This window comes from Pseudomonas sp. AK-TSAG1-1 (assembly GCF_056821665.1).
The window spans coordinates 407,894-431,036 of record NZ_CM165965.1 but is presented as its reverse complement, the minus strand read 5'-3'; the positions used below and the strand labels follow the sequence as shown (position 1 = coordinate 431,036).

General features: G+C 60.1%; 24 protein-coding genes. 13 read left to right on the top strand and 11 right to left on the bottom strand.

Annotated features, from left to right (window positions below; translation table 11 throughout):
- The first annotated feature begins 183 nt into the window (after nucleotides 1-183).
- The 6 genes from glnA (at nucleotide 184) to ntrC (ending at nucleotide 7,040) form a co-directional block, all read left to right on the top strand.
- Nucleotides 184-1,590, top strand: coding sequence for a glutamate--ammonia ligase (glnA, locus tag AC1UK9_RS01940; RefSeq protein WP_003220788.1), 1,407 nt, complete (start codon nucleotides 184-186; stop codon nucleotides 1,588-1,590).
- A 127-nt stretch (nucleotides 1,591-1,717) separates the two neighbouring features.
- Nucleotides 1,718-3,061: a toxin-antitoxin system YwqK family antitoxin gene (locus tag AC1UK9_RS01935; protein ID WP_482579167.1), complete on the top strand. Its 1,344-nt coding sequence runs from the start codon at nucleotides 1,718-1,720 to the stop codon at nucleotides 3,059-3,061.
- Between the two features lie 103 nt (nucleotides 3,062-3,164).
- Nucleotides 3,165-3,677: a DUF4124 domain-containing protein gene (locus AC1UK9_RS01930; RefSeq protein ID WP_025110921.1), complete on the top strand. Its 513-nt coding sequence runs from the start codon at nucleotides 3,165-3,167 to the stop codon at nucleotides 3,675-3,677.
- A complete protein-coding gene (locus AC1UK9_RS01925; protein ID WP_482579165.1) occupies nucleotides 3,674-4,291 on the top strand; it encodes a DUF4124 domain-containing protein in 618 nt (205 codons plus the stop codon). The genes AC1UK9_RS01930 and AC1UK9_RS01925 overlap by 4 nt, the downstream gene beginning before the upstream one ends.
- A 230-nt stretch (nucleotides 4,292-4,521) precedes the next feature.
- On the top strand, nucleotides 4,522-5,607 hold the full coding sequence (glnL, locus tag AC1UK9_RS01920; protein WP_007961730.1) for a nitrogen regulation protein NR(II): 1,086 nt from the start codon (nucleotides 4,522-4,524) through the stop codon (nucleotides 5,605-5,607).
- Nucleotides 5,604-7,040 carry a nitrogen regulation protein NR(I) gene (ntrC, locus tag AC1UK9_RS01915; protein ID WP_007961729.1) on the top strand — a complete coding sequence of 479 codons (1,437 nt, stop codon included), beginning with the start codon at nucleotides 5,604-5,606 and terminating at the stop codon, nucleotides 7,038-7,040. The genes glnL and ntrC overlap by 4 nt, the downstream gene beginning before the upstream one ends.
- 561 nt (nucleotides 7,041-7,601) lie before the next feature.
- Here ntrC and AC1UK9_RS01910 read toward each other — a convergent pair.
- On the bottom strand, nucleotides 7,602-8,042 hold the full coding sequence (locus tag AC1UK9_RS01910) for a hypothetical protein (protein ID WP_025110923.1): 441 nt from the start codon (nucleotides 8,040-8,042) through the stop codon (nucleotides 7,602-7,604).
- On the opposite strand from AC1UK9_RS01910, the gene AC1UK9_RS01905 reads away from it, so the two are divergent.
- Nucleotides 8,041-8,496, top strand: coding sequence for a tRNA (cytidine(34)-2'-O)-methyltransferase (locus AC1UK9_RS01905; protein ID WP_003220777.1), 456 nt, complete (start codon nucleotides 8,041-8,043; stop codon nucleotides 8,494-8,496). The two genes, AC1UK9_RS01910 and AC1UK9_RS01905, sit on opposite strands and share 2 nt — an antisense overlap.
- Nucleotides 8,497-8,627: 131 nt before the next feature.
- Here AC1UK9_RS01905 and secB read toward each other — a convergent pair whose 3' ends face one another.
- The 3 genes from secB to AC1UK9_RS01890 are packed head-to-tail and all read right to left on the bottom strand — an operon-like array spanning nucleotide 8,628 to nucleotide 9,840.
- Nucleotides 8,628-9,113: a protein-export chaperone SecB gene (gene secB, locus AC1UK9_RS01900; RefSeq protein ID WP_025110924.1), complete on the bottom strand. Its 486-nt coding sequence runs from the start codon at nucleotides 9,111-9,113 to the stop codon at nucleotides 8,628-8,630.
- 57 nt (nucleotides 9,114-9,170) lie between these two features.
- Nucleotides 9,171-9,425: a glutaredoxin 3 gene (grxC, locus tag AC1UK9_RS01895; protein ID WP_025110925.1), complete on the bottom strand. Its 255-nt coding sequence runs from the start codon at nucleotides 9,423-9,425 to the stop codon at nucleotides 9,171-9,173.
- A 1-nt stretch (nucleotide 9,426) separates the two neighbouring features.
- Complete coding sequence (locus AC1UK9_RS01890) at nucleotides 9,427-9,840, bottom strand: rhodanese-like domain-containing protein (protein ID WP_025110926.1); 414 nt, start codon at nucleotides 9,838-9,840, stop codon at nucleotides 9,427-9,429.
- Nucleotides 9,841-9,993: 153 nt separating this feature from the next.
- On the opposite strand from AC1UK9_RS01890, the gene gpmI reads away from it, so the two are divergent.
- The 5 genes from gpmI to AC1UK9_RS01865 all read left to right on the top strand — a co-directional run bounded on the left by gpmI (nucleotide 9,994) and on the right by AC1UK9_RS01865 (nucleotide 16,673).
- Complete coding sequence (gpmI, locus tag AC1UK9_RS01885; RefSeq protein WP_025110927.1) at nucleotides 9,994-11,523, top strand: 2,3-bisphosphoglycerate-independent phosphoglycerate mutase; 1,530 nt, start codon at nucleotides 9,994-9,996, stop codon at nucleotides 11,521-11,523.
- 245 nt (nucleotides 11,524-11,768) lie between these two features.
- Nucleotides 11,769-13,055, top strand: a complete 1,287-nt coding sequence (locus AC1UK9_RS01880) for a murein hydrolase activator EnvC family protein (RefSeq protein ID WP_473014214.1) — start codon at nucleotides 11,769-11,771, stop codon at nucleotides 13,053-13,055.
- A 31-nt stretch (nucleotides 13,056-13,086) separates the two neighbouring features.
- On the top strand, nucleotides 13,087-14,406 hold the full coding sequence (locus AC1UK9_RS01875; protein ID WP_025110929.1) for a S41 family peptidase: 1,320 nt from the start codon (nucleotides 13,087-13,089) through the stop codon (nucleotides 14,404-14,406).
- 2 nt (nucleotides 14,407-14,408) lie between these two features.
- Nucleotides 14,409-15,185: a divergent polysaccharide deacetylase family protein gene (locus tag AC1UK9_RS01870; RefSeq protein ID WP_482579160.1), complete on the top strand. Its 777-nt coding sequence runs from the start codon at nucleotides 14,409-14,411 to the stop codon at nucleotides 15,183-15,185.
- Nucleotides 15,186-15,302: 117 nt separating this feature from the next.
- On the top strand, nucleotides 15,303-16,673 hold the full coding sequence (locus AC1UK9_RS01865; RefSeq protein WP_482579158.1) for a Vps62-related protein: 1,371 nt from the start codon (nucleotides 15,303-15,305) through the stop codon (nucleotides 16,671-16,673).
- On the opposite strand, the gene AC1UK9_RS01860 is transcribed toward AC1UK9_RS01865, so the two are convergent.
- The 7 genes from AC1UK9_RS01860 to AC1UK9_RS01830 form a co-directional block, all read right to left on the bottom strand.
- The gene (locus tag AC1UK9_RS01860; RefSeq protein WP_473014211.1) at nucleotides 16,654-17,409 is read right to left on the bottom strand and encodes a substrate-binding periplasmic protein; all 756 of its coding nucleotides are present in this window, start codon (nucleotides 17,407-17,409) and stop codon (nucleotides 16,654-16,656) included. The genes AC1UK9_RS01865 and AC1UK9_RS01860 overlap by 20 nt on opposite strands.
- Before the next feature lie 73 nt (nucleotides 17,410-17,482).
- Nucleotides 17,483-18,253 carry an imidazole glycerol phosphate synthase subunit HisF gene (hisF, locus tag AC1UK9_RS01855; RefSeq protein WP_007909211.1) on the bottom strand — a complete coding sequence of 257 codons (771 nt, stop codon included), beginning with the start codon at nucleotides 18,251-18,253 and terminating at the stop codon, nucleotides 17,483-17,485.
- A gap of 9 nt (nucleotides 18,254-18,262) precedes the next feature.
- Nucleotides 18,263-19,000, bottom strand: coding sequence for a 1-(5-phosphoribosyl)-5-[(5-phosphoribosylamino)methylideneamino]imidazole-4-carboxamide isomerase (gene hisA / locus AC1UK9_RS01850; RefSeq protein WP_003220753.1), 738 nt, complete (start codon nucleotides 18,998-19,000; stop codon nucleotides 18,263-18,265).
- 42 nt (nucleotides 19,001-19,042) lie between these two features.
- A complete protein-coding gene (locus AC1UK9_RS01845; RefSeq protein ID WP_025110933.1) occupies nucleotides 19,043-19,303 on the bottom strand; it encodes a DUF2164 domain-containing protein in 261 nt (86 codons plus the stop codon).
- Nucleotides 19,304-19,942: an imidazole glycerol phosphate synthase subunit HisH gene (gene hisH / locus AC1UK9_RS01840; protein WP_025110934.1), complete on the bottom strand. Its 639-nt coding sequence runs from the start codon at nucleotides 19,940-19,942 to the stop codon at nucleotides 19,304-19,306.
- Nucleotides 19,942-20,535: an imidazoleglycerol-phosphate dehydratase HisB gene (hisB, locus tag AC1UK9_RS01835; protein ID WP_007909204.1), complete on the bottom strand. Its 594-nt coding sequence runs from the start codon at nucleotides 20,533-20,535 to the stop codon at nucleotides 19,942-19,944. The genes hisH and hisB overlap by 1 nt, the downstream gene beginning before the upstream one ends.
- A 271-nt stretch (nucleotides 20,536-20,806) precedes the next feature.
- Complete coding sequence (locus AC1UK9_RS01830) at nucleotides 20,807-22,471, bottom strand: OFA family MFS transporter (protein WP_025110935.1); 1,665 nt, start codon at nucleotides 22,469-22,471, stop codon at nucleotides 20,807-20,809.
- Nucleotides 22,472-22,694: 223 nt separating this feature from the next.
- On the opposite strand from AC1UK9_RS01830, the gene AC1UK9_RS01825 reads away from it, so the two are divergent.
- Nucleotides 22,695-23,099: an acetyl-CoA sensor PanZ family protein gene (locus tag AC1UK9_RS01825; RefSeq protein WP_482579155.1), complete on the top strand. Its 405-nt coding sequence runs from the start codon at nucleotides 22,695-22,697 to the stop codon at nucleotides 23,097-23,099.
- Nucleotides 23,100-23,143 lie beyond the last annotated feature (44 nt).

Sequence of the window (23,143 nt, the reverse complement as noted above, 5' to 3'; positions counted from 1 at the left end):
GATTTTCCCCTTTATTGCACTTTGCACCGCTGCAAGCGTGAATTTGGGGCAAAAAACCCATGGTGGGGCACTGGCATGCAATTTGCTCCCTTGTGAGGCAGGTTGCCTTGGCAGAGTATCTGCGCCGGCATCACCCATATTAAGGGCATCCACTACCAAGCCCTAAGCCACCCGGAGGACACTATGTCGAAGTCGGTTCAACTCATCAAAGATCATGACGTCAAGTGGATTGATCTGCGCTTCACGGACACCAAAGGCACTCAGCACCACGTGACCATGCCGGCTCGCGATGCGCTGGAAGACGACTTCTTCGAAGTCGGCAAGATGTTCGACGGTTCCTCCATCGCTGGCTGGAAAGGCATCGAAGCCTCCGACATGATCCTGCTGCCGGACGACGATACTGCCGTGCTCGATCCGTTCACCGAAGACGCGACCCTGATCCTGGTCTGCGACATCATCGAACCGTCGACCATGCAAGGTTACGATCGCGACCCGCGCGCCATCGCTCACCGCGCCGAGGAATACCTGAAGACCACCGGTATCGGTGACACCGTCTTCGCCGGTCCAGAACCAGAATTCTTCATCTTCGACGAAGTGAAGTTCAAGTCGGACATCTCCGGCTCGATGTTCAAGATCTACTCCGAACAAGGCTCGTGGATGTCCGACCAGGACATCGAAGGCGGCAACAAAGGCCACCGTCCTGGTATCAAAGGCGGCTACTTCCCGGTTCCGCCGTTCGACCACGATCACGAAATCCGTACTGCCATGTGCAACGCACTGGAAGAGATGGGCCAGACCGTTGAAGTTCACCACCACGAAGTGGCGACTGCCGGTCAGAACGAAATTGGTGTCAAGTTCAACACCCTGGTGAAGAAAGCTGACGAAGTTCAGACTCTGAAATACGTTGTACACAACGTTGCCGACGCTTACGGCCGCACTGCGACCTTCATGCCGAAGCCACTGTACGGCGACAACGGCTCGGGCATGCACGTGCACATGTCCATCGCCAAAGACGGCAAGAACACCTTCGCGGGCGAAGGCTATGCCGGCCTGTCCGAAACCGCCCTGTACTTCATCGGCGGTATCATCAAGCACGGTAAGGCCCTGAACGGCTTCACCAACCCGGCCACCAACTCCTACAAGCGTCTGGTGCCAGGTTTCGAAGCGCCGGTAATGCTGGCCTACTCGGCTCGCAACCGTTCCGCCTCGATCCGCATTCCTTACGTCAACAGCCCACGCGGCCGTCGTATCGAAGCACGCTTCCCGGATCCGGCTGCCAACCCGTACCTGGCTTTCGCAGCACTGCTGATGGCCGGCCTGGACGGTATCCAGAACAAGATCCACCCAGGCGATGCCGCTGACAAAAACCTGTACGACCTGCCGCCTGAAGAGGCGAAAGAGATCCCACAAGTTTGCGGCAGCCTGAAAGAAGCCCTGGAAGAGCTGGACAAGGGCCGTGCGTTCCTGACCAAGGGCGGCGTATTCTCCGACGACTTCATCGACGCTTACATCGCGCTGAAATCCGAAGAAGAAATCAAGGTTCGTACTTTCGTACACCCACTGGAATATGAGCTGTACTACAGCTGCTGATCCGGTAGCGCTGCGGCACGCGGCGTGACAAAAAGAGGCCTCCTTCGGGAGGCCTTTTTTGTGCGCGCTCATCCATGGATAATCCGCCGCCTCAGCGCCCGTCCGGCGCCTTGACGAAGGGATTCGCATGAAGTGGTTATGGGCTCTGGCCCTGATGGCCGGCCTCGCCAGCCAGACTGTTAACGCAGCCGAGTTCTATGAAAACAAACCGCTGGCTCATCCGCTGATTCAGGGATTGCAGGAGAGTTCTGCCACTCTGGCATTTATCAAAGAAGCCAGCGGTGTGAAGGGTTACTACTGCGCTTGCAACACGCCCGAGGCAAACCCGCAACTGCTGGATGACTTCGGCCAGGCTTCGATCGAATCGGTATTTCTCATGTCACTCGACAGCGAGGATCCGACCCGCTTCGTGCTGTTCCGGCAAAACGATCGCTACAAGATCTACGCCTACAAATACGACGCCTACGATCACCTCTACAGCCGTGTCACGCGCCTGCAGCCGGCGCTCGATCGCATCACCGAAGGCCAGAAACGCCTTGATGCACTGACCATCAAGAAGGCCCTGAGCCAAATAACACCGCTCAACTACCGCCTTTACTATGAAGAGTCCGGCGTGTCGGAGTTCGACCAGCTCGATTTCAGCCAAGGCAATCTGGTGAGCTATTACGGCCAGTACTACGATCCACTGAGCAACCCAACGCCACAGGACGAACCGTATTTTTTCAAGAAGACCTATCAGGAAAAAGACGGACGCTTTCTCACCGTTACCTTCTGGCGCTGGCTCGACGCCACGCTCGTCGAAGGTAACCGCACGCTGTACAACTATCGGGTCAGACGTATCGCCTGGGAAACCGAACCGGCGAAATTCACTGGCGGGGAAGATGGCCAGTCGGTGTCTTATGATGCTGAATCGATCTCAGCCCAAGGGGCCTACAAACAGGGCGTGCGTATCGGTCCGTGGTCTACTTCCAAAGACGAGAAATATTCTGAGTCCGGTCATTTCGCAGACGGTAAACGGGAGGGGCAATGGAGCCTTTACCAGGACGGGCAAACGCTGGACGGCGAATACCACAGTGATTTGCGCGAGGGCCGCTGGCAGCTTTCCAACTACGACGAGATGGAATGGGTCGCCACCGGATTCCAGACCTATGCCCACGGACAACTCAACGGCCAGAGCGAACTGACCATCGCCGGCGTTACCGAGCGCGGCAGTTATGTCGACGACAAGCGCCAAGGCCTGTGGATAACCAAAACAGGTACCGGCAACTACACCGACGACCTGCAAAACGGCCCATGGACACTCAAGGCCGAGAACGGCCATACCCAGACCGTAAACTTCGTCGCAGGCAAGAAGGACGGCGAGCTGCGCGATACCGACGCCAATGGCATTTTGACCTACATCGAGCATTACAAGGCTGGCGTCCTGTCCGGCGTGCGTGAGAGCCTGCTTGAGTCGGGCGCTTCACGATAAAGATCCGGGGAGCGGTTTGTGTGAGCGGATGTTGTCCCGTTTGGGCTTACCGCCGCCCTTGGCCTATGCTGCAAGCCAATCTCATTGTTGATCGGTCGAGTCCATGGGTCGTGGTCTTCTATTTCTCCTGCTGGTGATTGCCCTGCCCGCCGCTGCGCAGATCTACAAGTACACCGACGCCAACGGCAACACGGTCTACAGCGATCATTCGCCGGACGGTGTGCAGGCGCAGCCAGTGGAGCTGCCGCCGCTCAACAGCGTCGAGCCACAGGCACCGAGCACTCCAGCGCCCTCTGGCACGGACAATCGCCAGCCTGCACGCAGTCCCTATGAGATTCTCGAGCTCACCGGCCTGCCCACCGAAGAAGCCCTGCGCGCCAACAACGGCACCTTCACCGTCACCGTGCTGATCAAACCGCGCCTGCAGGCGCCGCAGCAATTAAGGCTGGTATTGGACGACGCGCCTTACGGCCAGCCGAGCAATGTGCCGATCCTGCAACTGGTGAATGTCGATCGCGGCGAGCATCGACTGGCAGTACAGGTGATCGACGGCGAAGCGATCATTCAGCAGAGTCCGACGGTGGTGTTCACCGTGCAGCGGGTGCACAAACCATGAGGATCCTCTGGCTGATCCTGTGCCTGTTCGCCCTGCCCGTTTACGCCGAGGTCTTCACCTATGTCGACGCGCAGGGCAATCGCGTCTACACCGACCAGCCGCGCGGCAACGCCAAGCGCGTACCCATCGCGACCAGCAATCGCATGTCAGCCAACCCGACCGCCGCTGAGCCGATCCGCGCTGTAGAAAAAACCCAGGAACAACCGCTGTTTCACTACGACATGCTGCGCCTTTTGATCCCCGAACCCGACGCGACCATCCGCAGCAGCGCCGGTGAATTGATCGTCAGCGTCACCAGCGAACCAGGCCTGCAACACGGCCATCGCTATCGCCTGCTACTGGATGGCCAGGCCACTGGCGAGCCGGGCCTGAGCCCGGTATTCCCGCTGAGCAACATCGACCGGGGCAGCCACAACCTGTCGGTGGAAATCGTTGATGAGCAGGGTCGCACCGTCGAACGCACCGCCAACCAGCCGTTCCACATGCTGCGCATCTCGCTGGCACAGAAGCGCCAGGTCAAACCCTGCGTCAGCGAGGACTACGGCGTGCGCCCGGAATGTCCGCTGAAAGACAAACCGCCCGAGCCGAAAAACCCCTTCCTGCGTTTCTTCTAACGCCGTTCAGCTTTGCGCACTATATTGGTGCAACAGACTGCACCGTACCCACATTCCAACCCATTTTGGTTCGAAAGTACCCGCCAGCCCTGGCAGGACGCCACGCAAACGAGCGTCAAACGCCTGTTTCAGGGGTTGAGCGCTTCTTTTCGGAGCCTTGGTTTGGTTTTTGCATTTTCCTCGCATCAGCGCTTAGTTCTCGCGCACGCCTTGCTCCAAAAGGGGTCCAGATGACCATAAGCGACGCAATCCACCGTTTGCTGCTCGACAACCTGACCACCGCCACCATCCTGCTCGACGCCGAACTGCGCCTTGAGTACATGAACCCGGCGGCCGAGATGCTGCTGGCCATCAGCGGTCAGCGCAGCCATGGGCAGTTCATCAGTGAGCTGTTCACCGAATCCACCGAGGCGCTCAACTCGCTGCGCCAGGCGGTCGAACAGGCGCACCCGTTCACCAAGCGCGAAGCGATGCTCACCGCCCTCACCGGCCAGACCCTGACCGTGGACTACGCGGTGACGCCGATCCTCAGCAACGGCGCGACCATGCTCCTGCTGGAGGTGCACCCGCGTGATCGCCTGCTGCGAATCACCAAGGAGGAGGCGCAGCTGTCCAAGCAGGAAACCAGCAAGATGCTGGTGCGCGGCCTCGCCCACGAGATCAAGAACCCTTTGGGCGGCATCCGTGGCGCCGCGCAATTACTGGCCCGCGAGCTGCCGGAAGACAGTCTGCGCGACTACACCAACGTGATCATTGAAGAGGCCGACCGCCTGCGCAATCTGGTCGACCGCATGCTCGGTTCGAACAAACTGCCTTCGCTGGCCCTGTGCAACGTCCACGAAGTGCTCGAACGTGTCTGCCAACTGGTCGAAGCGGAAAGTCAGGGCTGCATCACCTTGGTGCGCGATTACGACCCGAGCATTCCTGACGTATTGATCGACCGCGAACAAATGATTCAGGCCGTGCTGAACATCGTGCGTAACGCGATGCAGGCGATCAGCAGCCAGAACGAGCTGCGCCTGGGCCGCATCAGCCTGCGCACCCGGACCATGCGCCAGTTCACCATCGGCCACGTCCGCCATCGCCTGGTGACCAAGATCGAAATCATCGACAACGGCCCCGGGATCCCGGCGGAACTACAGGAAACCATCTTTTTTCCCATGGTCAGCGGCCGCCCGGACGGTACCGGGCTGGGCCTGGCCATCACCCAGAACATCATCAGCCAGCACCAGGGCCTGATCGAGTGTGACAGCCACCCCGGCCACACCACGTTCTCGATCTTTCTGCCACTGGAACAAGGAGCCACATCGACATGAGCCGTAGTGAAACCGTGTGGATCGTCGATGACGACCGTTCTATCCGTTGGGTTCTGGAAAAAGCCTTGCAGCAGGAAGGCATGACCACCCAGAGCTTCGACAGCGCCGATGGCGTGATGAGTCGTCTGGCCCGTCAGCAGCCTGATGTGATCATTTCCGATATCCGCATGCCAGGCGCCAGTGGCCTCGACCTGCTGGCGCGCATTCGCGAGCAGCACCCACGGTTGCCAGTGATCATCATGACCGCTCACTCCGACCTGGACAGCGCGGTGGCCTCGTATCAGGGCGGTGCCTTCGAATACCTGCCCAAGCCTTTCGACGTCGACGAGGCGGTATCGCTGGTCAAGCGCGCCAATCAGCACGCACAGGAACAGCAAGGCCTGGAAGTGGTGCCGGCACTGACCCGCACCCCGGAGATCATCGGCGAAGCGCCGGCGATGCAGGAAGTGTTTCGCGCTATCGGCCGCTTGAGCCACTCCAACATCACTGTGCTGATCAACGGCGAGTCCGGTACCGGTAAAGAGCTGGTGGCCCACGCCCTGCACCGCCACAGCCCGCGCGCGGCCTCGCCGTTCATTGCGCTGAACATGGCGGCGATTCCCAAGGACCTGATGGAATCCGAGCTGTTCGGCCACGAGAAAGGCGCGTTCACCGGCGCCGCCAACCTGCGGCGCGGACGTTTCGAACAGGCTGACGGCGGCACACTGTTCCTCGATGAAATCGGCGACATGCCGGCGGATACGCAAACCCGGTTGCTGCGGGTACTGGCCGACGGCGAGTTCTACCGGGTTGGCGGGCACGTGCCGGTCAAGGTCGACGTGCGAATCATCGCCGCGACCCACCAGAATCTGGAAACCCTGGTGCACGCCGGGAAATTCCGTGAGGACTTGTTCCACCGCCTCAACGTGATCCGCATCCACATTCCACGCCTGTCGGACCGGCGTGAAGACATTCCGACCCTGGCCAAGCATTTCCTCAGCCGCGCCGCGCAAGAGCTGGCGGTGGAGCCGAAGCTGCTCAAGAGCGAGACCGAGGAATACCTGAAGAACCTGCCATGGCCGGGCAACGTGCGGCAGCTGGAGAACACTTGCCGCTGGATCACCGTAATGGCCTCCGGACGCGAGGTGCACATCAGTGACCTGCCACCGGAACTGCTGAGCCTGCCACAGGACTCGGCGCCAGTGACCAACTGGGAGCAGGCCCTGCGCCAGTGGGCTGACCAGGCCTTGGCGCGCGGTCAGTCGAGTTTGCTCGACAGCGCGGTGCCGGCGTTTGAGCGGATCATGATCGAGACGGCCCTGAAACATACGGCCGGACGCCGGCGTGATGCGGCGGTGTTGCTGGGTTGGGGGCGCAACACCCTGACGCGCAAGATCAAGGAATTGGGAATGAAGGTCGATGGCGGGGATGATGATGAGGGGGATGAGGGCTAAACAGCCTATAGGTCTGCGGTGAGACACAAATGACGTGAACACCAAAGATCCAGTGTGGGAGCGGGCTTGCTCGCGAAAGCGCTGTGTCATTGCACGGGATGGTGACTGACACGACGCCTTCGCGAGCAAGCCCGCTCTCACAGTTAGCTCTCTGTGCACCACCTTAATGCACTTTGAACCGCAACCGAGCACAACCTACAGTTCTGATCACAAGAAAAAAACGCTGAAAAACCTCAGCATCAAAAACACGAAAGCCCCGGATAACGGGGCTTTCGCGTTTCTGATCAAATTTTTTGTTTCACCAGATAAAAACCTGGCACGCCCCCTGCAATAGCTCTTACAGGTGATTCGATTCACCACCCGTTTCGGGGACCTTGGTACAGGCAGGCCGGGGATTCCCCTCTTTACACCGGGCGCTCGACACAACGCGATGCGCCCACCCTTTTGGGATCCTTGGTACAGGCAGGCCGGGGGTTCCCTCTTTACACCGGACCGACGCTGCAAAGCGAAGTCCACCCCGTTTTGGGAACCCTGGTACAGGCAGGCCGGGGATTCCCGCTTTTATTGCTCGCGGAGATGGATCTCCAGCCGCCAGCGGTCATCGACCTTGCTGGCGGCCCAGTCACCCTGCAGCGGCCGCGCCGCCAGCACCGTCAGCAACAACCCGCCATCACTCACTCGCGTCCGCCAGTTCACGTCCTTGCCGTTGAGCTTGAGCTGGCCCTTTTGCGCGCGGCCTTCAGCCTGGAACAGCAGCGCCACGGTGCCGTCGATGATCTCACCGTGCAGCTTCGGTTCGTTGTTGAACCAGACCACCAGGCCGTCTTGCGTCACTTCGACCTGCTGCAGCACGCTCGGATCCGGTGTGGTCAGGCGACCGATCATCAACCCGATCATCAAACCGACTATCGCCAGCGAACCGATCACCCGCGGGAATAGTTTCGAACGCGGGTCCGCTTGCGGCGTAGAATGCGCGTCATCTTTACCTTCGGAGCCGTGCATGTTTCACGTCATCCTTTTTCAACCAGAAATTCCGCCGAACACCGGCAACGTTATCAGGCTGTGCGCCAACAGTGGCTGCCACCTGCATTTGATCGAACCACTGGGTTTCGAGATGGACGACAAGCGCTTGCGCCGGGCCGGTCTCGACTACCACGAATATGCCACGCTGCAACGCCATGCCGATCTCGCCAGTTGCCTGGAAAGCCTGGGCAACCCACGCTTATTCGCCTTTACCACCAAGGGCTCGCGGCCGTTTCACGATGCCGCGTTCGTCCCTGGCGATGCGTTCATCTTCGGCCCGGAAAGCCGTGGCCTGCCGCCGGAGGTACTGGACGCCCTGCCGGCAGAACAGCGCCTGCGCTTGCCGATGCGTGAAGGCTGCCGCAGCCTGAACCTGTCCAACACCGTGGCGGTGGCCGTGTACGAAGCGTGGCGGCAGAACGACTTCAAATAACGCCGCATAACAAATGTGGGAGCGGGCTTGCTCGCGAAGGCGGCGTATCAGATGACATTGATGTCGCCTGACACACCGCCTTCGCGAGCAAGCCCGCTCCCACATTGGACTTGCGTCAACGCTCAGATCATTTACTGAACGGTCGGCGTCTCGCCAGCAGCCTGCATGCGCTGCAGCTCTTGCGCGTACAGGGCGTCGAAGTTCACCGGTGCCAGCATCAGGGCCGGGAACGAACCACGGGTCACCAGGCTGTCCAGGGTTTCGCGAGCGTACGGGAACAGGATGTTCGGGCAGAACGCCCCCAGAGTGTGGCTCATCGAAGCCGCGTCCAGGTTCTTGATCAGGAAGATACCGGCCTGTTGCACTTCAGCGATGAAGGCCACTTCGTCGCCGTTTTTCACGGTAACGGACAGGGTCAGCACGACTTCGTAGAAATCGCCTTCCAGTTCTTTCTGGCGGGTGTTCAGATCCAGACCGACGGTCGGGTCCCACTGCTGGCGGAAGATCGCCGGGCTTTTCGGGGCTTCGAAGGACAGGTCGCGAACGTAGATGCGCTGCAAGGAGAATTGCGGTGCGGTTTCTTCTTCGCTGGCTGCAGTGTTCTGTTGGTCAGTCATCTCAGATCCTTTCTGATCTTGGGTCTTTTAGGGATTGCTGTACGTGGGTGCAGCCGTTCAGGCCTTGAGCAGCGCGTCGAGCTTGCCGGCGCGCTCCAGGGCATACAAATCATCACAACCGCCAATGTGCTGGCTGCCGATCCAGATCTGCGGCACGGACGTGCGCCCGGCTTTCTGGGTCATTTCGGCGCGCACCTGCGGCTTGCCATCGACCTTGATCTCTTTGAAGGCCACGCCTTTGTTCTCGAGCAGGTATTTGGCTCGCGAGCAGTAAGGGCAGTAATCGCTGGAGTAGACGATGACTTCGCTCATATCACTTCACCAGTGGCAGGTTGTCGCCTTTCCAGCTGGAGATCCCGCCGGACAGCTTGGCGGCGGTGAAGCCGGATTTCATCAGTTCGCGGGCGTGGGTGCCGGCGGTCTGGCCCAGGGCATCGACCAGAATGATGGTCTTGGCCTTGTGTTTTTCCAGCTCGCCGATGCGCGCAGCCAGTTTGTCCTGGGGAATGTTCACCGCGCCAACGATGTGGCCGGCAGCGAAATCCTTCGTTGGACGGATGTCCACCACCACGCCTGCTTCTTTGTTGACCAGTGCGGTCAGCTCGCCGGTGCTCAGGCTTTTACCGCCGCCCTGCATCGTGTGGGCAAGCAACAGAGCCAGCAGTACGACGAAGATACCGACAAGAATGTAGTGGTTAGTGGCAAATTCAATCAGGTGAGCAACCATCGAAGGAGGTTCCAGGGCGTTAAAATGTCGGCCAGTATACACAGCAGCCATGGTGGGCCAAACCCCGTCCGGCGGTGACGCCGCAGGAACTTCGCATTAAACTGCCACTCCCTTTTCCATCGCCCTCTTCTTTATTAGCCACGAGTGGATTCCATGACTACCACGCCTAAACCTTTGGTCCTGATGATTCTCGACGGCTTCGGTCACAGTGACAGCCACGAATCCAATGCCGTGTATGCGGCGAACAAGCCCGTACTCGATCGCCTGTGGGCCAGCGTGCCTAACGGCTTGATCTCGGGCAGCGGCATGGACGTCGGCCTGCCGGACGGCCAGATGGGCAACTCCGAAGTCGGCCACATGAACCTTGGCGCCGGTCGCGTGGTGTATCAGGACTTCACTCGCGTGACCAAAGCGATCCGCGACGGCGAGTTCTTCGAGAACCCGACCATATGCGCCGCTGTGGATAAAGCCGTGGCTGCCGGCAAAGCGGTACATTTCATGGGCCTGCTGTCGGATGGCGGCGTGCACAGCCACCAGGATCACCTGATCGCCATGGCCGAACTGGCGTTCAAGCGCGGCGCCGAAAAAATCTACCTGCACGCCTTTCTTGACGGCCGCGACACCCCGCCGAAAAGCGCCACTTCGTCGATCGAACTGCTCGATGCGACCTTCCAGGCACTCGGCAAGGGCCGCATCGCCAGCATCGTCGGCCGCTACTACGCGATGGACCGTGACAACCGCTGGGACCGCGTATCCCAGGCCTACAACCTGATCGTCGACGGCAACGCCGAGTTCAACGCCGCGACTGCGCAGGAAGGCCTCGACGCCGCCTACGCCCGTGGCGAGAGCGACGAATTCGTCAAAGCCACCACCATCGGCGAGCCGGTCAAGGTTGAAGACGGCGACGCCGTGGTGTTCATGAACTTCCGCGCCGACCGCGCCCGCGAGCTGACCCGCGCGTTCGTCGAAGACGGTTTCAAGGAGTTCGAGCGTGCGCGCCAGCCAAAACTGGCCGGTTTCGTCATGCTGACCCAATACGCCGCCAGCATCCCAGCGCCATCGGCCTTCGCCGCCGGCAGCCTGGAAAACGTGCTCGGCGACTACCTGGCGAAGAACGGCAAGACTCAGCTGCGCATTGCTGAAACCGAGAAGTACGCCCACGTGACCTTCTTCTTCTCCGGCGGCCGTGAAGAACCGTTCCCGGGCGAAGAGCGCATCCTGATCCCATCGCCAAAAGTCGCCACCTACGACCTGCAACCGGAAATGAGCGCGCCGCAAGTCACCGACCGCATCGTCGATGCCATCGAAAACCAGCGCTACGACGTGATCGTGGTCAACTACGCCAACGGCGACATGGTCGGCCACAGCGGCGTGTTCGACGCTGCGGTGAAGGCCGTGGAATGCCTGGACACCTGCGTCGGGCGCATCGTCGAGGCCCTGGAAAAGGTCGGCGGCGAAGCGCTCATCACCGCTGACCACGGCAACGTCGAGCAAATGTCCGACGCCTCCACCGGCCAGGCGCACACCGCGCACACCACCGAGCCGGTGCCGTTCATTTATGTCGGCAAGCGTGACCTCAAGGTCCGTGAAGGCGGCGTACTGGCGGACGTGGCTCCGACCATGCTGATGCTGCTGGGCCTGGAAAAACCGGCAGAAATGACCGGCACCTCGATTCTGGTGTAACCCCCGAATCGCCAAATCACCGCAAAACCCTGTGGGAGCGGGCGTGCTCGCGAATGCGGAGTATCAGCAACGTTGATGTTGACTGACACCCCCGCATTCGCGAGCAAGCCCGCTCCCACATTGGTTTTGCGCTATTTTTATTACCGAATCTGCTCCAGTTATCACACAAGCCCAATTGGGCGTTTTTTTTGCAGCGTCGGGCGGGCATACTAGGCCCGTCCCTTACCCTGGTGCCGCCCGCCTCTATGCTCCGCGTCCTGATCGCCCTCGCTCTGACCTGCCTGCTCCAACCGGCCTTCGCTGACGAGCGCGCGCAAACCCAACAGCAGTTGGATGCCACGCGTCAGGACATTGCCGAGCTGAAAAAGCTGCTGGGCAAGCTGCAGGAAGAAAAGTCCGGCGTGCAGAAAGAGCTCAAGGGCACTGAAACCGAGATGGGCAAGCTCGAGAAGCAGGTCGATGCCCTGCAAAAAGAGCTGAAGAAAAGCGAATCCGAGCTACAGCGGCTCGATGCAGAGAAAAAAAAACTCCAGAGCGCGCGCACTGAACAACAGCGACTGATCGCCATCCAGGCCCGCGCGGCCTACCAGAACGGCCGTCAGGAATACCTCAAGCTGCTGCTCAACCAGCAGAATCCCGAGAAATTCGCCCGCACCCTCACCTATTACGATTACCTGAGCCAGGCCCGCCTGGAGCAGTTGAAGAACTTCAACGAGACCCTGCGCCAACTGGCCAATGTCGAAAAAGACATCGCCATGCAGCAAGCACAATTGCTGGTGCAGAAAAGCAGCCTCGACACCCAGCGCGACGAGCTGGAAAAAGTCCGCAAGGAGCGCCAGCAGGTCCTCGCCAAGCTCAACGATGACGTGAAAGCCCGCGACCAGAAACTGGCCGCCCGCGAGCAGGATCAGGCAGACCTGTCTAAAGTCCTTAAAACCATTGAAGAAACCCTGGCCCGCCAGGCCCGTGAGGCAGAAGAAGCGCGGCAGAAAGCGCTGATCGCCCAGCAGGAAGCGGAAAAAAAGCGCTTGCGTGAGGCGCAGGCTGATACCAGCGACGCCCCACGAAAACCGGTCAGATCAACGCCAGGCGCGCTGGTGTCCAGCAGCGGCGAGACCTTTGGTGGCCCTTTTGCTGCAACCCGGGGAAAACTTCCGTGGCCGGTTGATGGTCGACTGCTGGCACGCTTCGGCGAAAGCCGTGGCGACGACGCCCGCACCAAGTGGGATGGCGTGATGATCAGCGCCGCCGCCGGCAGCCAGGTGCATGCCGTACACGGCGGGCGTGTGGTGTTCGCCGACTGGTTGCGCGGTGCCGGGCTGCTGGTGATCCTCGATCACGGCAATGGTTATCTGAGTCTTTACGGTCACAACCAGACGCTGCTCAAGTCGGCCGGTGACGTAGTAAAAGCCGGTGAGTCGATTTCCACTGTGGGTAACAGTGGCGGTCAGGACACACCAGCGCTGTATTTCGCAATTCGTCAGCAGGGTCACCCGAGTGATCCGGCGCAATGGTGTCACGCGCAAGGATAAGCGCGTCGCCTAATTCAGGAGTTCGTTCGACATGCTGCATTTGTCCCGCCTTACCTCGCTGGCCCTGACGATCGCCCTGGTGATCGGCGCGCCTCTGGCGTTCGCTGCTCAACCGGCCCCGGCTGTCGCTCCGGCAGGCACTGCCGCGACCGCCAAGGCACCGCTGCCGCTGGAAGAGTTGCGCACCTTTGCCGAGGTGATGGATCGGATCAAGGCCGCCTATGTCGAGCCGGTGGACGACAAGACCCTGCTGGAAAACGCAATCAAGGGCATGCTCAGCAACCTCGACCCGCACTCCGCGTACCTGGGCCCTGAAGATTTCACCGAGCTGCAGGAAAGCACCAGCGGCGAATTCGGCGGCCTGGGCATTGAAGTCGGTTCCGAAGACGGCTTCATCAAAGTCGTGTCGCCGATCGACGACACGCCTGCATCGAAGGCCGGCATCCAGGCCGGTGACTTCATCGTCAAGATCAACGGCCAACCGACTCGTGGCCAGACCATGACCGAAGCCGTGGACAAGATGCGCGGCAAGATCGGCCAGAAAATCACCCTGACCCTGGTCCGTGACGGCGGAACGCCGTTCGACGTGACCCTGGCTCGCGCCGTGATTCAAGTGAAGAGCGTCAAGGCACAGCTGCTGGAATCGGGCTATGGCTACATCCGCATCACCCAGTTCCAGGTCAAGACCGGCGAAGAAGTCTCCAAGGCGCTGGCCAAGCTGCGCAAGGACAACGGCAAGAAACTCAACGGCATCATTCTCGACCTGCGCAACAACCCGGGCGGGGTGCTGCAAGCGGCGGTGGAAGTGGTCGACCACTTCATCAAGAAAGGCCTGATCGTCTACACCAAAGGCCGGATCGCCAACTCCGAGCTGCGCTTCTCTGCCACCGGCAAGGACGAAAGCGAAGCGGTGCCGATGGTCGTGCTGATCAACGGTGGCAGCGCCTCGGCTTCGGAAATCGTCGCCGGCGCCCTGCAGGATCAGAAACGCGCCGTGGTCATGGGCACCACCAGTTTCGGCAAAGGCTCGGTGCAAACCGTGCTGCCGCTGAACAACGACCGCGCGCTGAAGATCACCACGGCGCTGTATTTCACGCCCAATGGCCGCTCGATTCAGGCCCAGGGCATCGTCCCGGACATCGAAGTGCGCAAGGCCAAGATCACCAACGAGGCGGACGGCGACTACTTCAAGGAAGCCGATCTGCAAGGTCACCTCGGCAACGGCAACGGCGGCGCGGACAAGCCGTCCGGTTCCGGCGCCAAGGCCAAGGCCATGCCGCAGGATGACGATTACCAGCTGGCCCAGGCCCTGAGCCTGCTCAAAGGCCTGAGCATCACCTCCGGCCGTTGAGGATGCCTTTGCGTTGGCTCTTCGTCTTGCTGTGCTGTCTGGCGGGTGCTGCTCATGCAGAACCCGCCGGCTCAACGCCGCTCAAAGCCTACCTGACACTGATCATCGATGACCTGGGGCAGAACCTGCCCCGGGATCGCCGCGTGCTGGCCCTGCCCGGCCCGGTGACGACGGCGATCATGCCCGACACCCCGCACGCCACCGAATTCGCCCGCGAGGCTCATCGTGCCGGCAAGATCGTAATCCTGCACATGCCCATGGACCCGGCCACTGGCCCGTACGCCTGGCACCCCGACCTGCCCCTCGAAGAGCTGGAAAAACGCCTCGATGCGGCGTTCAAAAAAGTCCCCTACACCGCCGGCATCAATAACCACATGGGCAGCCGCATGACAGCGCAACCGGTGGCGATGGCCTGGCTGATGGGCGAGTTGCAGCGCCGCCACAAATTCTTCGTCGACAGCCGCACCAGCGCACAAACTGTCGCCGCGCAGCAGGCCCAGAAGATCGATCTGGCGAGTGTCTCGCGGGACGTCTTCCTCGATGACGAGCGCACTGAAGCGGCAATCTACACCCAGTTGCAGACGGCAATCAGCCTGGCGCGCAAGCAAGGTTCGGCAGTGATGATCGGCCACCCGTACCCGCAGACGCTGGCCGTGCTGGAGCGCGAACTGCCGAAGCTCAAGGCTCAGGGTATCGAGTGGATCGACATCAAGCAGATGATCAGCGTGCGCAGCAATCGCGCCATGGCTGGCCATGGAAAAGACGGTGTATATCGGTAATACCGTGTCACGACATTGATTACATAGTTACCGCCAGAAGCCTGACACACATCCGGATAGTAAGACCTGCAACGGGTCGCGACTCCCATGAGTCGCCTTTCACTATCAGGACTGACGATGACTATTCACGACAACGCCGCTAGCCCGACCGGGCAAATGCAGGCCATCAAGCATGATAATTTGCTGATCAACTTCACCACGGAATTTCACCGGATCTGGGACAGCGCCGGCTCACGGGCGAAACCCGCTGCCTTCTGGCGCCCGACCCCAGCACCGGATGTGTTGCCGGGCTATTTTCCGTTGGGCGATGTGATCGCTGCCGGATTCGACAACATCAATCACGCCGGCGCTGTGGCTGTCGTGGTTTGCGAGGCGGAGATCGCCAGCTCGGATCCCGCCAAGGGCAAGGCATTGAGTCGACCGGACGACTTCGAGTTGATCTGGAAAGACACAGGCACAAAATCCAGAAAGGACGGGGCTATCTGGAGGCCCATTGCTCCGGAGGGCTACGTGGCTTTGGGTTCTGTCTGCTCCAATGATCACGAAAAACCTTCACTTAACGCCGTTCGCTGCGTCCGCGCCGACCTGGTCATTGCCTCGAACGTCAATGAGCTGATCTGGAACGACAGGGGCAGTGGCGCAAAACAAAGTGTCAGCGTTTGGAGCATCGCGCCTCCGGTGGCTGCGCCCGGTGAAATTCACCTTGCACCCGGTATCGCGATAAGTGAAAACGGCTACGCCACGCCCGAGAATTCTCCAGCCTATTCATTGCGCATGCCGATCCCGCTGGAGATGAACGCCCGCCCAGTGGCGCCAACATTGAGCGGCCCCATACCACCGAGCGAACCGGGCGCGTCCACCCATACCGCCAAACTGCCTTGGTTCACCATAAAAGACCCGTTGCTCACGCCTCTCGAACAACTGCGCTCATCGCCCTTTTATCTTCTGCAAAGAACTGACCGGTATCTGCTTGTCGGCCATCAACATAATCCAGCGTCAGCGAGCAGGACGTTCAGGTGGACGGCGCCACGCGTACAGGCTCCTGCCAGCCTCTTGATTTTCGCTAGAGCGACTTCGGTAGCGTTTGAAGGTCAATGGAAATCCAGCATGCCAACGGCGATGGCATTCTCGGCGCAGCTTGAAGTTGTTTTTACTCAGAGCAAATCCCACTCAAACGAGTGGTTCAATTCCACTCCCATGGAGATCATCGCGTTCGCGCCGAAAAACAGAACGGTGGCGGTCTACCTGATTCAATGTGATTACAGCCTGCTGCGTGCAGATGGCACAACAGTCACCAGCGGTCTCAGCTATACCGATGGCACCAGTCTGCATATCAGTGAGCACACGCCCGAGGAGCCTCAGGTCCTCGCCCCTTCGCTGCAGGCGATGGCAGCGCCACTCACCACGATCGCCAATGAAACGGATGAGCCAGTCACCGCTGCACAACCTGAGCTACAGATAGCAACCGTTACAGATAGCGCGACATGATGTCGTCGACAACGCCGTCCTTGCGCATCTGATCCAGCGCCGCCTGCAACTTGGCGACCACAGCGTCCGGCACGTCTTTGTTCAGGGCCAGGAACAGTTCGGCGCTGTTGAAGCGCAACACGGTCTTGAGACCGGTGACTCCATCCTGCCGCGCCAGATAACGCCCGGCAGGATCGCCAGTGGCCCACAGGTCGATCTGGCCGTTGACCAGTTTTTTCGCGTTGTCCTGATCACGCAGGACAACCAGCGGCTTCAAACCTTGCTTGGCCAGCGTCTCGGCAATCGCATCGCCCTTATAGGCGCCGATCTTGTATTTGCGTGCATCGTTGAGGGTTTCGAGAGTGATCTTGCTGTCGGCCCTGGCCAACATGATCCAGTCGTCGGGACCGATCGGGCCGACCCATTTGAATAGATTCTCGCGATCCGGCAGGCGCGCCATCACGAATGCGCCGTAGCCGGGGTTTTCCAGCGCCAGCTTGTAGACCCGCTCCCATGGGAAACGCAATGTCAGGCTGTAGGTGAGCCCCGCACGCTTGAACATCTCGCGCACGATGTCGGTGGCGATGCCATTGATGTTCTCACCCTTGGCGAAGTTCTTGCCGTCTTTCGCCATGTTGTAGGGCGGGAAGTTTTCGGTGAGGAGCACCAGATCGGTGTCGGGACTGTTTTCGGCCCGCGCTGCGTTGAGCAACAGCAAAGAAGCACTGGCGAGAACAAGAAGCAGGCGTTTGATCATGTCGGGCTACCGGAATCCATGGCGTGCCCAAGAGTGCCTTGGGTACGCCATGCTGTCCACTGGCCTGTACGGATTAGCGCATCACGATGCCGCGTTTGGCCATATACGCTTTCGCTTCCTGCACGGTGTATTCGCCGAAGTGAAAAATACTTGCGGCGAGCACTGCGCTGGCGTGACCTTCGAGGATGCCGTCAGCCAGGTGCTGCAGGTTGCCGACACCGCCAGAAGCGATTACTGGAATGCCCAGCGCATCGCTGATAGCGCGGGTCACACCTAGGTCGAAGCCGTTCTTCATGCCGTCCTGATCCATGCTGGTCAGCAGAATCTCACCGGCTCCCAGGCCCTCCATCTTCTTCGCCCACTCGACCGCATCGAGACCGGTCGGCTTGCGTCCGCCGTGGGTGAAGATTTCCCAACGCGGAGTTTCGCCCGGGCCGGAAACCTTCTTCGCGTCGATAGCGACGACGATGCACTGCGAGCCGAAATGCTGCGCGGCTTCGCCGACAAACTCAGGGTTGAACACTGCGGCGGTGTTGATCGACACCTTGTCCGCACCGGCATTGAGCAGGTTGCGGATGTCCTGCACGGTCCGCACGCCACCGCCGACGGTCAGCGGGATGAACACCTGGCTGGCCATGCGCTCGACGGTATGCAGCGTGGTGTCGCGGCCATCGACGCTGGCAGTGATGTCGAGAAAGGTAATCTCGTCGGCACCCTGCTCGTCATAACGACGGGCGATTTCCACTGGGTCACCGGCGTCGCGGATGTTCTCGAACTTCACACCTTTGACGACCCGGCCGTTGTCCACGTCCAGGCAAGGGATGATGCGTTTGGCCAGCGCCATGGTCAGTCCTCAGCCTTGGTACGAGTCGCAGAAAGCTTGCGCTTCGGCGACGTCGAGAGTGCCTTCGTAGATCGCCCGGCCGGTGATTGCGCCGATGATGCCCGGCGCCTTGGCGTCGAGCAGCGACTTGATGTCACCCAGGTTGTGAATGCCGCCGGACGCGATCACCGGGATCTTCGTGGCAGCGGCCAGGGCTGCGGTGAACGGTACGTTGCAGCCCTGCATCATGCCGTCTTTGGCGATGTCGGTATAAACGATCGAGGACACGCCGTCGGCCTCGAACTGCTTGGCCAGATCAATGACTTGCACGGTGCTGATTTCAGCCCAGCCATCGGTGGCGACAAAACCGTCCTTGGCATCCAGACCGACGATGATCTTGCCCGGGAACGCGCGGCAGGCTTCAGCGACGAACGCCGGATCTTTAACGGCTTTGGTGCCGATGATCACGTAGCTGACGCCCGCCTTGACGTAGTGTTCGATGGTTTCCAGCGAGCGAATACCGCCGCCGATCTGGATCGGCAGAGTCGGGTAGCGCTTGGCGATGGCGGTGACCACTTCGCCGTTGACCGGCTGACCTTCGAAAGCGCCGTTCAGATCGACCAGATGCAGACGGCGGCAACCGCCCTCCACCCACTTGGCAGCCATGCTCACCGGGTCATCGGAGAACACTGTGGAATCTTCCATGCGGCCCTGGCGCAGACGTACGCAGGCACCGTCTTTGAGATCGATAGCGGGAATAATCAGCATCTGGCAAACCTTCAAATTTGAATGTTCAGCTTGGCTCGGAAATCAGTTTTTCTCGAGCGCCCACAGGTCGCTTTCGATGCTTTCAAACCGCTCTTTGAGGTGGGTCTGCACATCGAAAATCGCCCTGTTGTAATAGTGCGGAGCAATTTCGCGGGTAAACAGCTCAAGAATTTCCGCCGCCTCGAACGAACCCAGGTCCAGTTCGAAACGGTCTTCCATGAACCGCTGAATCTTGCGATTGGCCTCGTTCTCCTGTTCGGGAGTGAGGGTCAGGATCGGCGGTTTGGACTTCTTGACAGCCATTTACCAGCGACCGTCCCACGCGGCGAAGTTCTGCAGCAATTGCAGGCCATGGGTATGGCTCTTCTCCGGGTGGAACTGCACGGCGAAACGCGAGCCATCGGCCAGCGCCGCAGCGAAATCGACGCCGTAATGACCGCCACCCACCACCTGCCGCGCGTTGGCAGCCGCGATGTAGTAGCTGTGCACAAAGTAGAAACGCGCCATGTCCGGAATGTCATGCCACAGCGGGTGGCTGACCTTCTGCTTCACTTCGTTCCAACCCATGTGCGGGACTTTCAGGTGCTCGCCGTCTTCGTGCAGATCTTTGCCGAAGAACTTCACCGCCCCCGGGAACAGGCCGATGCAATCGACGCCATCGTTCTCTTCACTGGTGTCGAGCAAGGCTTGCATGCCGACACAGATGCCGAGGAACGGACGATCCTGACTGACTTCACGCACCAGCGAATCGAAACCGAGGCGACGGATCTCCGCCATGCAGTCGCGAATTGCGCCAACACCGGGGAATACCACGCGATCGGCTTCGCGGATCACGTCCGCGTCGCTGGTGATCAGCACCTTGCCGGCACCGACGTGCTCCAGAGCCTTGGCCACCGAGTGCAGGTTGCCCATGCCGTAGTCGATAACTGCAACCGTCTGCATTACAGAACGCCTTTGGTCGATGGCATTTGCCCGGCCATTCGCTCATCCAGCTCGACGGCCATGCGCAGGGCGCGGCCGAAAGCCTTGAACACGGTTTCGATCTGGTGGTGCGTGTTGGTGCCACGCAGGTTGTCGATGTGCAGGCTGACCAGTGCGTGGTTGACGAAGCCCTGGAAGAATTCCTGGAACAGGTCAACGTCGAAGCCGCCAACGGTAGCGCGGGTGTAAGGCACGTGCATCTGCAGGCCTGGGCGGCCGGAGAAGTCGATGACCACGCGCGACAGCGCTTCATCGAGCGGCACGTAGGCATGGCCGTAGCGACGGATGCCTTTCTTGTCGCCGATGGCTTTGGCGAAGGCCTGGCCGAGGGTGATACCAACGTCTTCCACGGTATGGTGGTCGTCGATATGCAGATCGCCCTTGCATTCAATATCCAGGTCGATCAACCCGTGACGGGCGATCTGATCCAGCATGTGCTCAAGAAAAGGTACACCGATATCGAATCGGGCCTTTCCGGTGCCATCAAGGTTGATCGAGGCTTTGATCTGGGTTTCCAGAGTGTCGCGCTCGACAGACGCCTTACGTTCGGCCATCACCAGCTCCGCAAAATCATTGGGCGAAAAAGGCAGCCATTATAGGCACGCGGGGCCGAAACAGAAACACGAGACGCAATATGCCTGACGGACAGAAGCCCCGGCTGTCGCGGGTAGACATGTCCATACAAGCCATTACAGGCACCCCAAAAACAAATGTGGGAGCGAGCCTGCTCGCGAAAGCGGTGGGTCAGCCAACATTGATGTCGACTGACACTCCGTATTCGCGAGCAAGCCCGCTCCCACAGGGGTACTGCGTTTTACCGTTTACTTAGTGAAACAGTACCGCCGTCTTCTGCAGGGTCACCCACACACCCCACGCCAACGGAATCCCCACCACCAGCCACGCGGCGATCGCCAGCGGCTTGCTGCCCGGTGCGGCTTTCCACTCCAGAACCGTACTGGCGTCGGCACCTTTGTCGTGGCCCAGCGCCTGCTCTGCAGCCAGTTCGGCGTCAGTCATGAAGTACTTGTCGTCCACCGGACGCACCAGCAGGTTGCACAGGAAACCCAGCACCAGCAGGCCGGCGAGGATGTACAAGGTGATGTCGTAAGCGGCCGCGCGCTCAACGCCGATGCTCAATTGATACTCACGCAGGTAGTTCACCAGCACCGGACCGAGCACGCCGGCCGCCGCCCAGGCAGTCAGCAGGCGACCGTGGATCGCACCGACCATTTGCGTACCGAACAGGTCGGCCAGATACGCCGGAACAGTCGCAAAACCACCGCCGTACATCGACAGGATGATGCAGAACGCCGCCACGAACAGCGCAACGTTGCCCAGATGGCCCATGTTCGGGATCAACGCGTACAGGGCAAAACCAAGGGCAAAGAACACGAAGTAAGTGTTTTTGCGACCCAGGTAGTCCGAGAACGAAGCCCAGAAGAACCGGCCACCAATGTTGAACAGGCTCAGCAGACCGGTGAAGCCGGCCGCGATGGCGGCAATCGAAGCCAGTTGCCCGGCGTCCAGTTGACCGAACGGCACGTCAACGCCCAGCAGCTTGCCGCCGAACACTTCCTGCAGCAGTGGCGAGGCCATGCCCAGAATGCCGATACCGGCGGACACGTTCAGGCACAGCACCAGCCACACCAGACGGAATTGCGGGGTTTTCCACGCCACGTTCACGTGCACGTGACGGTGGGTGATCATCGAGTTCGAGGCTTTTTTCGCCGGCGCGGTCCAGCCTTCAGGCTTCCAGCCGGTTGGCGGAACGCGGTAGGACAACGCGCCACCGATCATGAACACGAAGTAAATCGCAGCCATCACCAGGAAGCTCTGCCACACGCCGACGCTGGTTGGCGAAGCGAAGTGGCCCATCAGCGCTGCAGCCAGTGGTGCACCGACCATCGCGCCGCCACCAAAGCCCATGATCGCCATGCCAGTGGCCATGCCGCGTTTGTCCGGGAACCACTTGATCAGGGTCGATACCGGCGAAATGTAGCCCAGACCCAGACCGATACCGCCGATCACCCCGGAACCGATCCACATCAGCCAGATCTGGTGGGTATAGATACCCAGCGCCGAGATCAGCAGACCGCCGCACCAGCACAGTGCCGACACAACGCCAGCCTTGCGCGGGCCTGCGTGTTCCAGCCAGCCACCCCAGATGGCTGCCGAGCAGCCGAGGAAGATGAAGAACAGGGTGTAGATCCAGCCGAGCATCGAGATCGGCCAGTCGCATTGAGAGGAAAATACTTGTGCGATGAAGCTCATGTCCGGTGCGCAAGCCACTGGAGCAGTAACGCCCAGCGCCTTGGACAGCGGCAACCAGAACACCGAGAAGCCGTAGGCCATGCCGATGCACAGGTGAATGGCCAGCGCGGCCGGTGGAACCAGCCAGCGGTTGAAACCGGGCTTGGCGATAATGCGCTCCTTGGACAGGAACGCAGGCTGGTCGGCTTGCAGGCCGCCCGCCGTGATGCTCGTGCTCATTGTGTATCCCCCAATTATTAGTATGGTTCGCCAGCCACTGTTCACCCTCGGCCTTAATGCACGCAGGCATGACCGTTTTTTAAGGTGAAGCTCCTTGAGGCGCGACGTTACGTCGCAGAAGGACGGACGAACCGGCGAAGGTTACCATTTGCACGTGACAGAAAAACCAAACTGATATCACCTTTTTCGTGTCATCTGATCTCCTCCCTCTCAGGAAAAAGCCATGCCGATCGTTGTCCAAGCGCTGAACGATGCCAGCTATCAGGATCAACAGGACTTGCAGAAAATCTATCGTGACGCCCCGCAATGGCTGTTCGCACCGTATTGCGGGGACGCCCGGCTGATCGAAAGCAGCCTGGCTGACGGGTCTTTGATTGCAGGACGTTTCAATGATCGCCTGCTCGGTGCGGCGCGTCTGACAAGGCACGACACTGTTTGGTACTTGTCCCATTTATGTGTGAGAAAAGTTACCCGACGCCGTGGGGTGGCCGAGCGGCTGGTGAACCAAGCGCAAAAAATGGCGTCGCAAGCGGGTGCACAACTGCGCTTGCTAGCCCCTGCCGGACACCTTGAAACGCAGGCGCTGGCCGCCAAACTGCAAGTGCCGCTAGAAGTAATCGCTACATGACTGCGCCCCGAATCGGGCGGATGCAGCGCTATACTCCCCGGCTA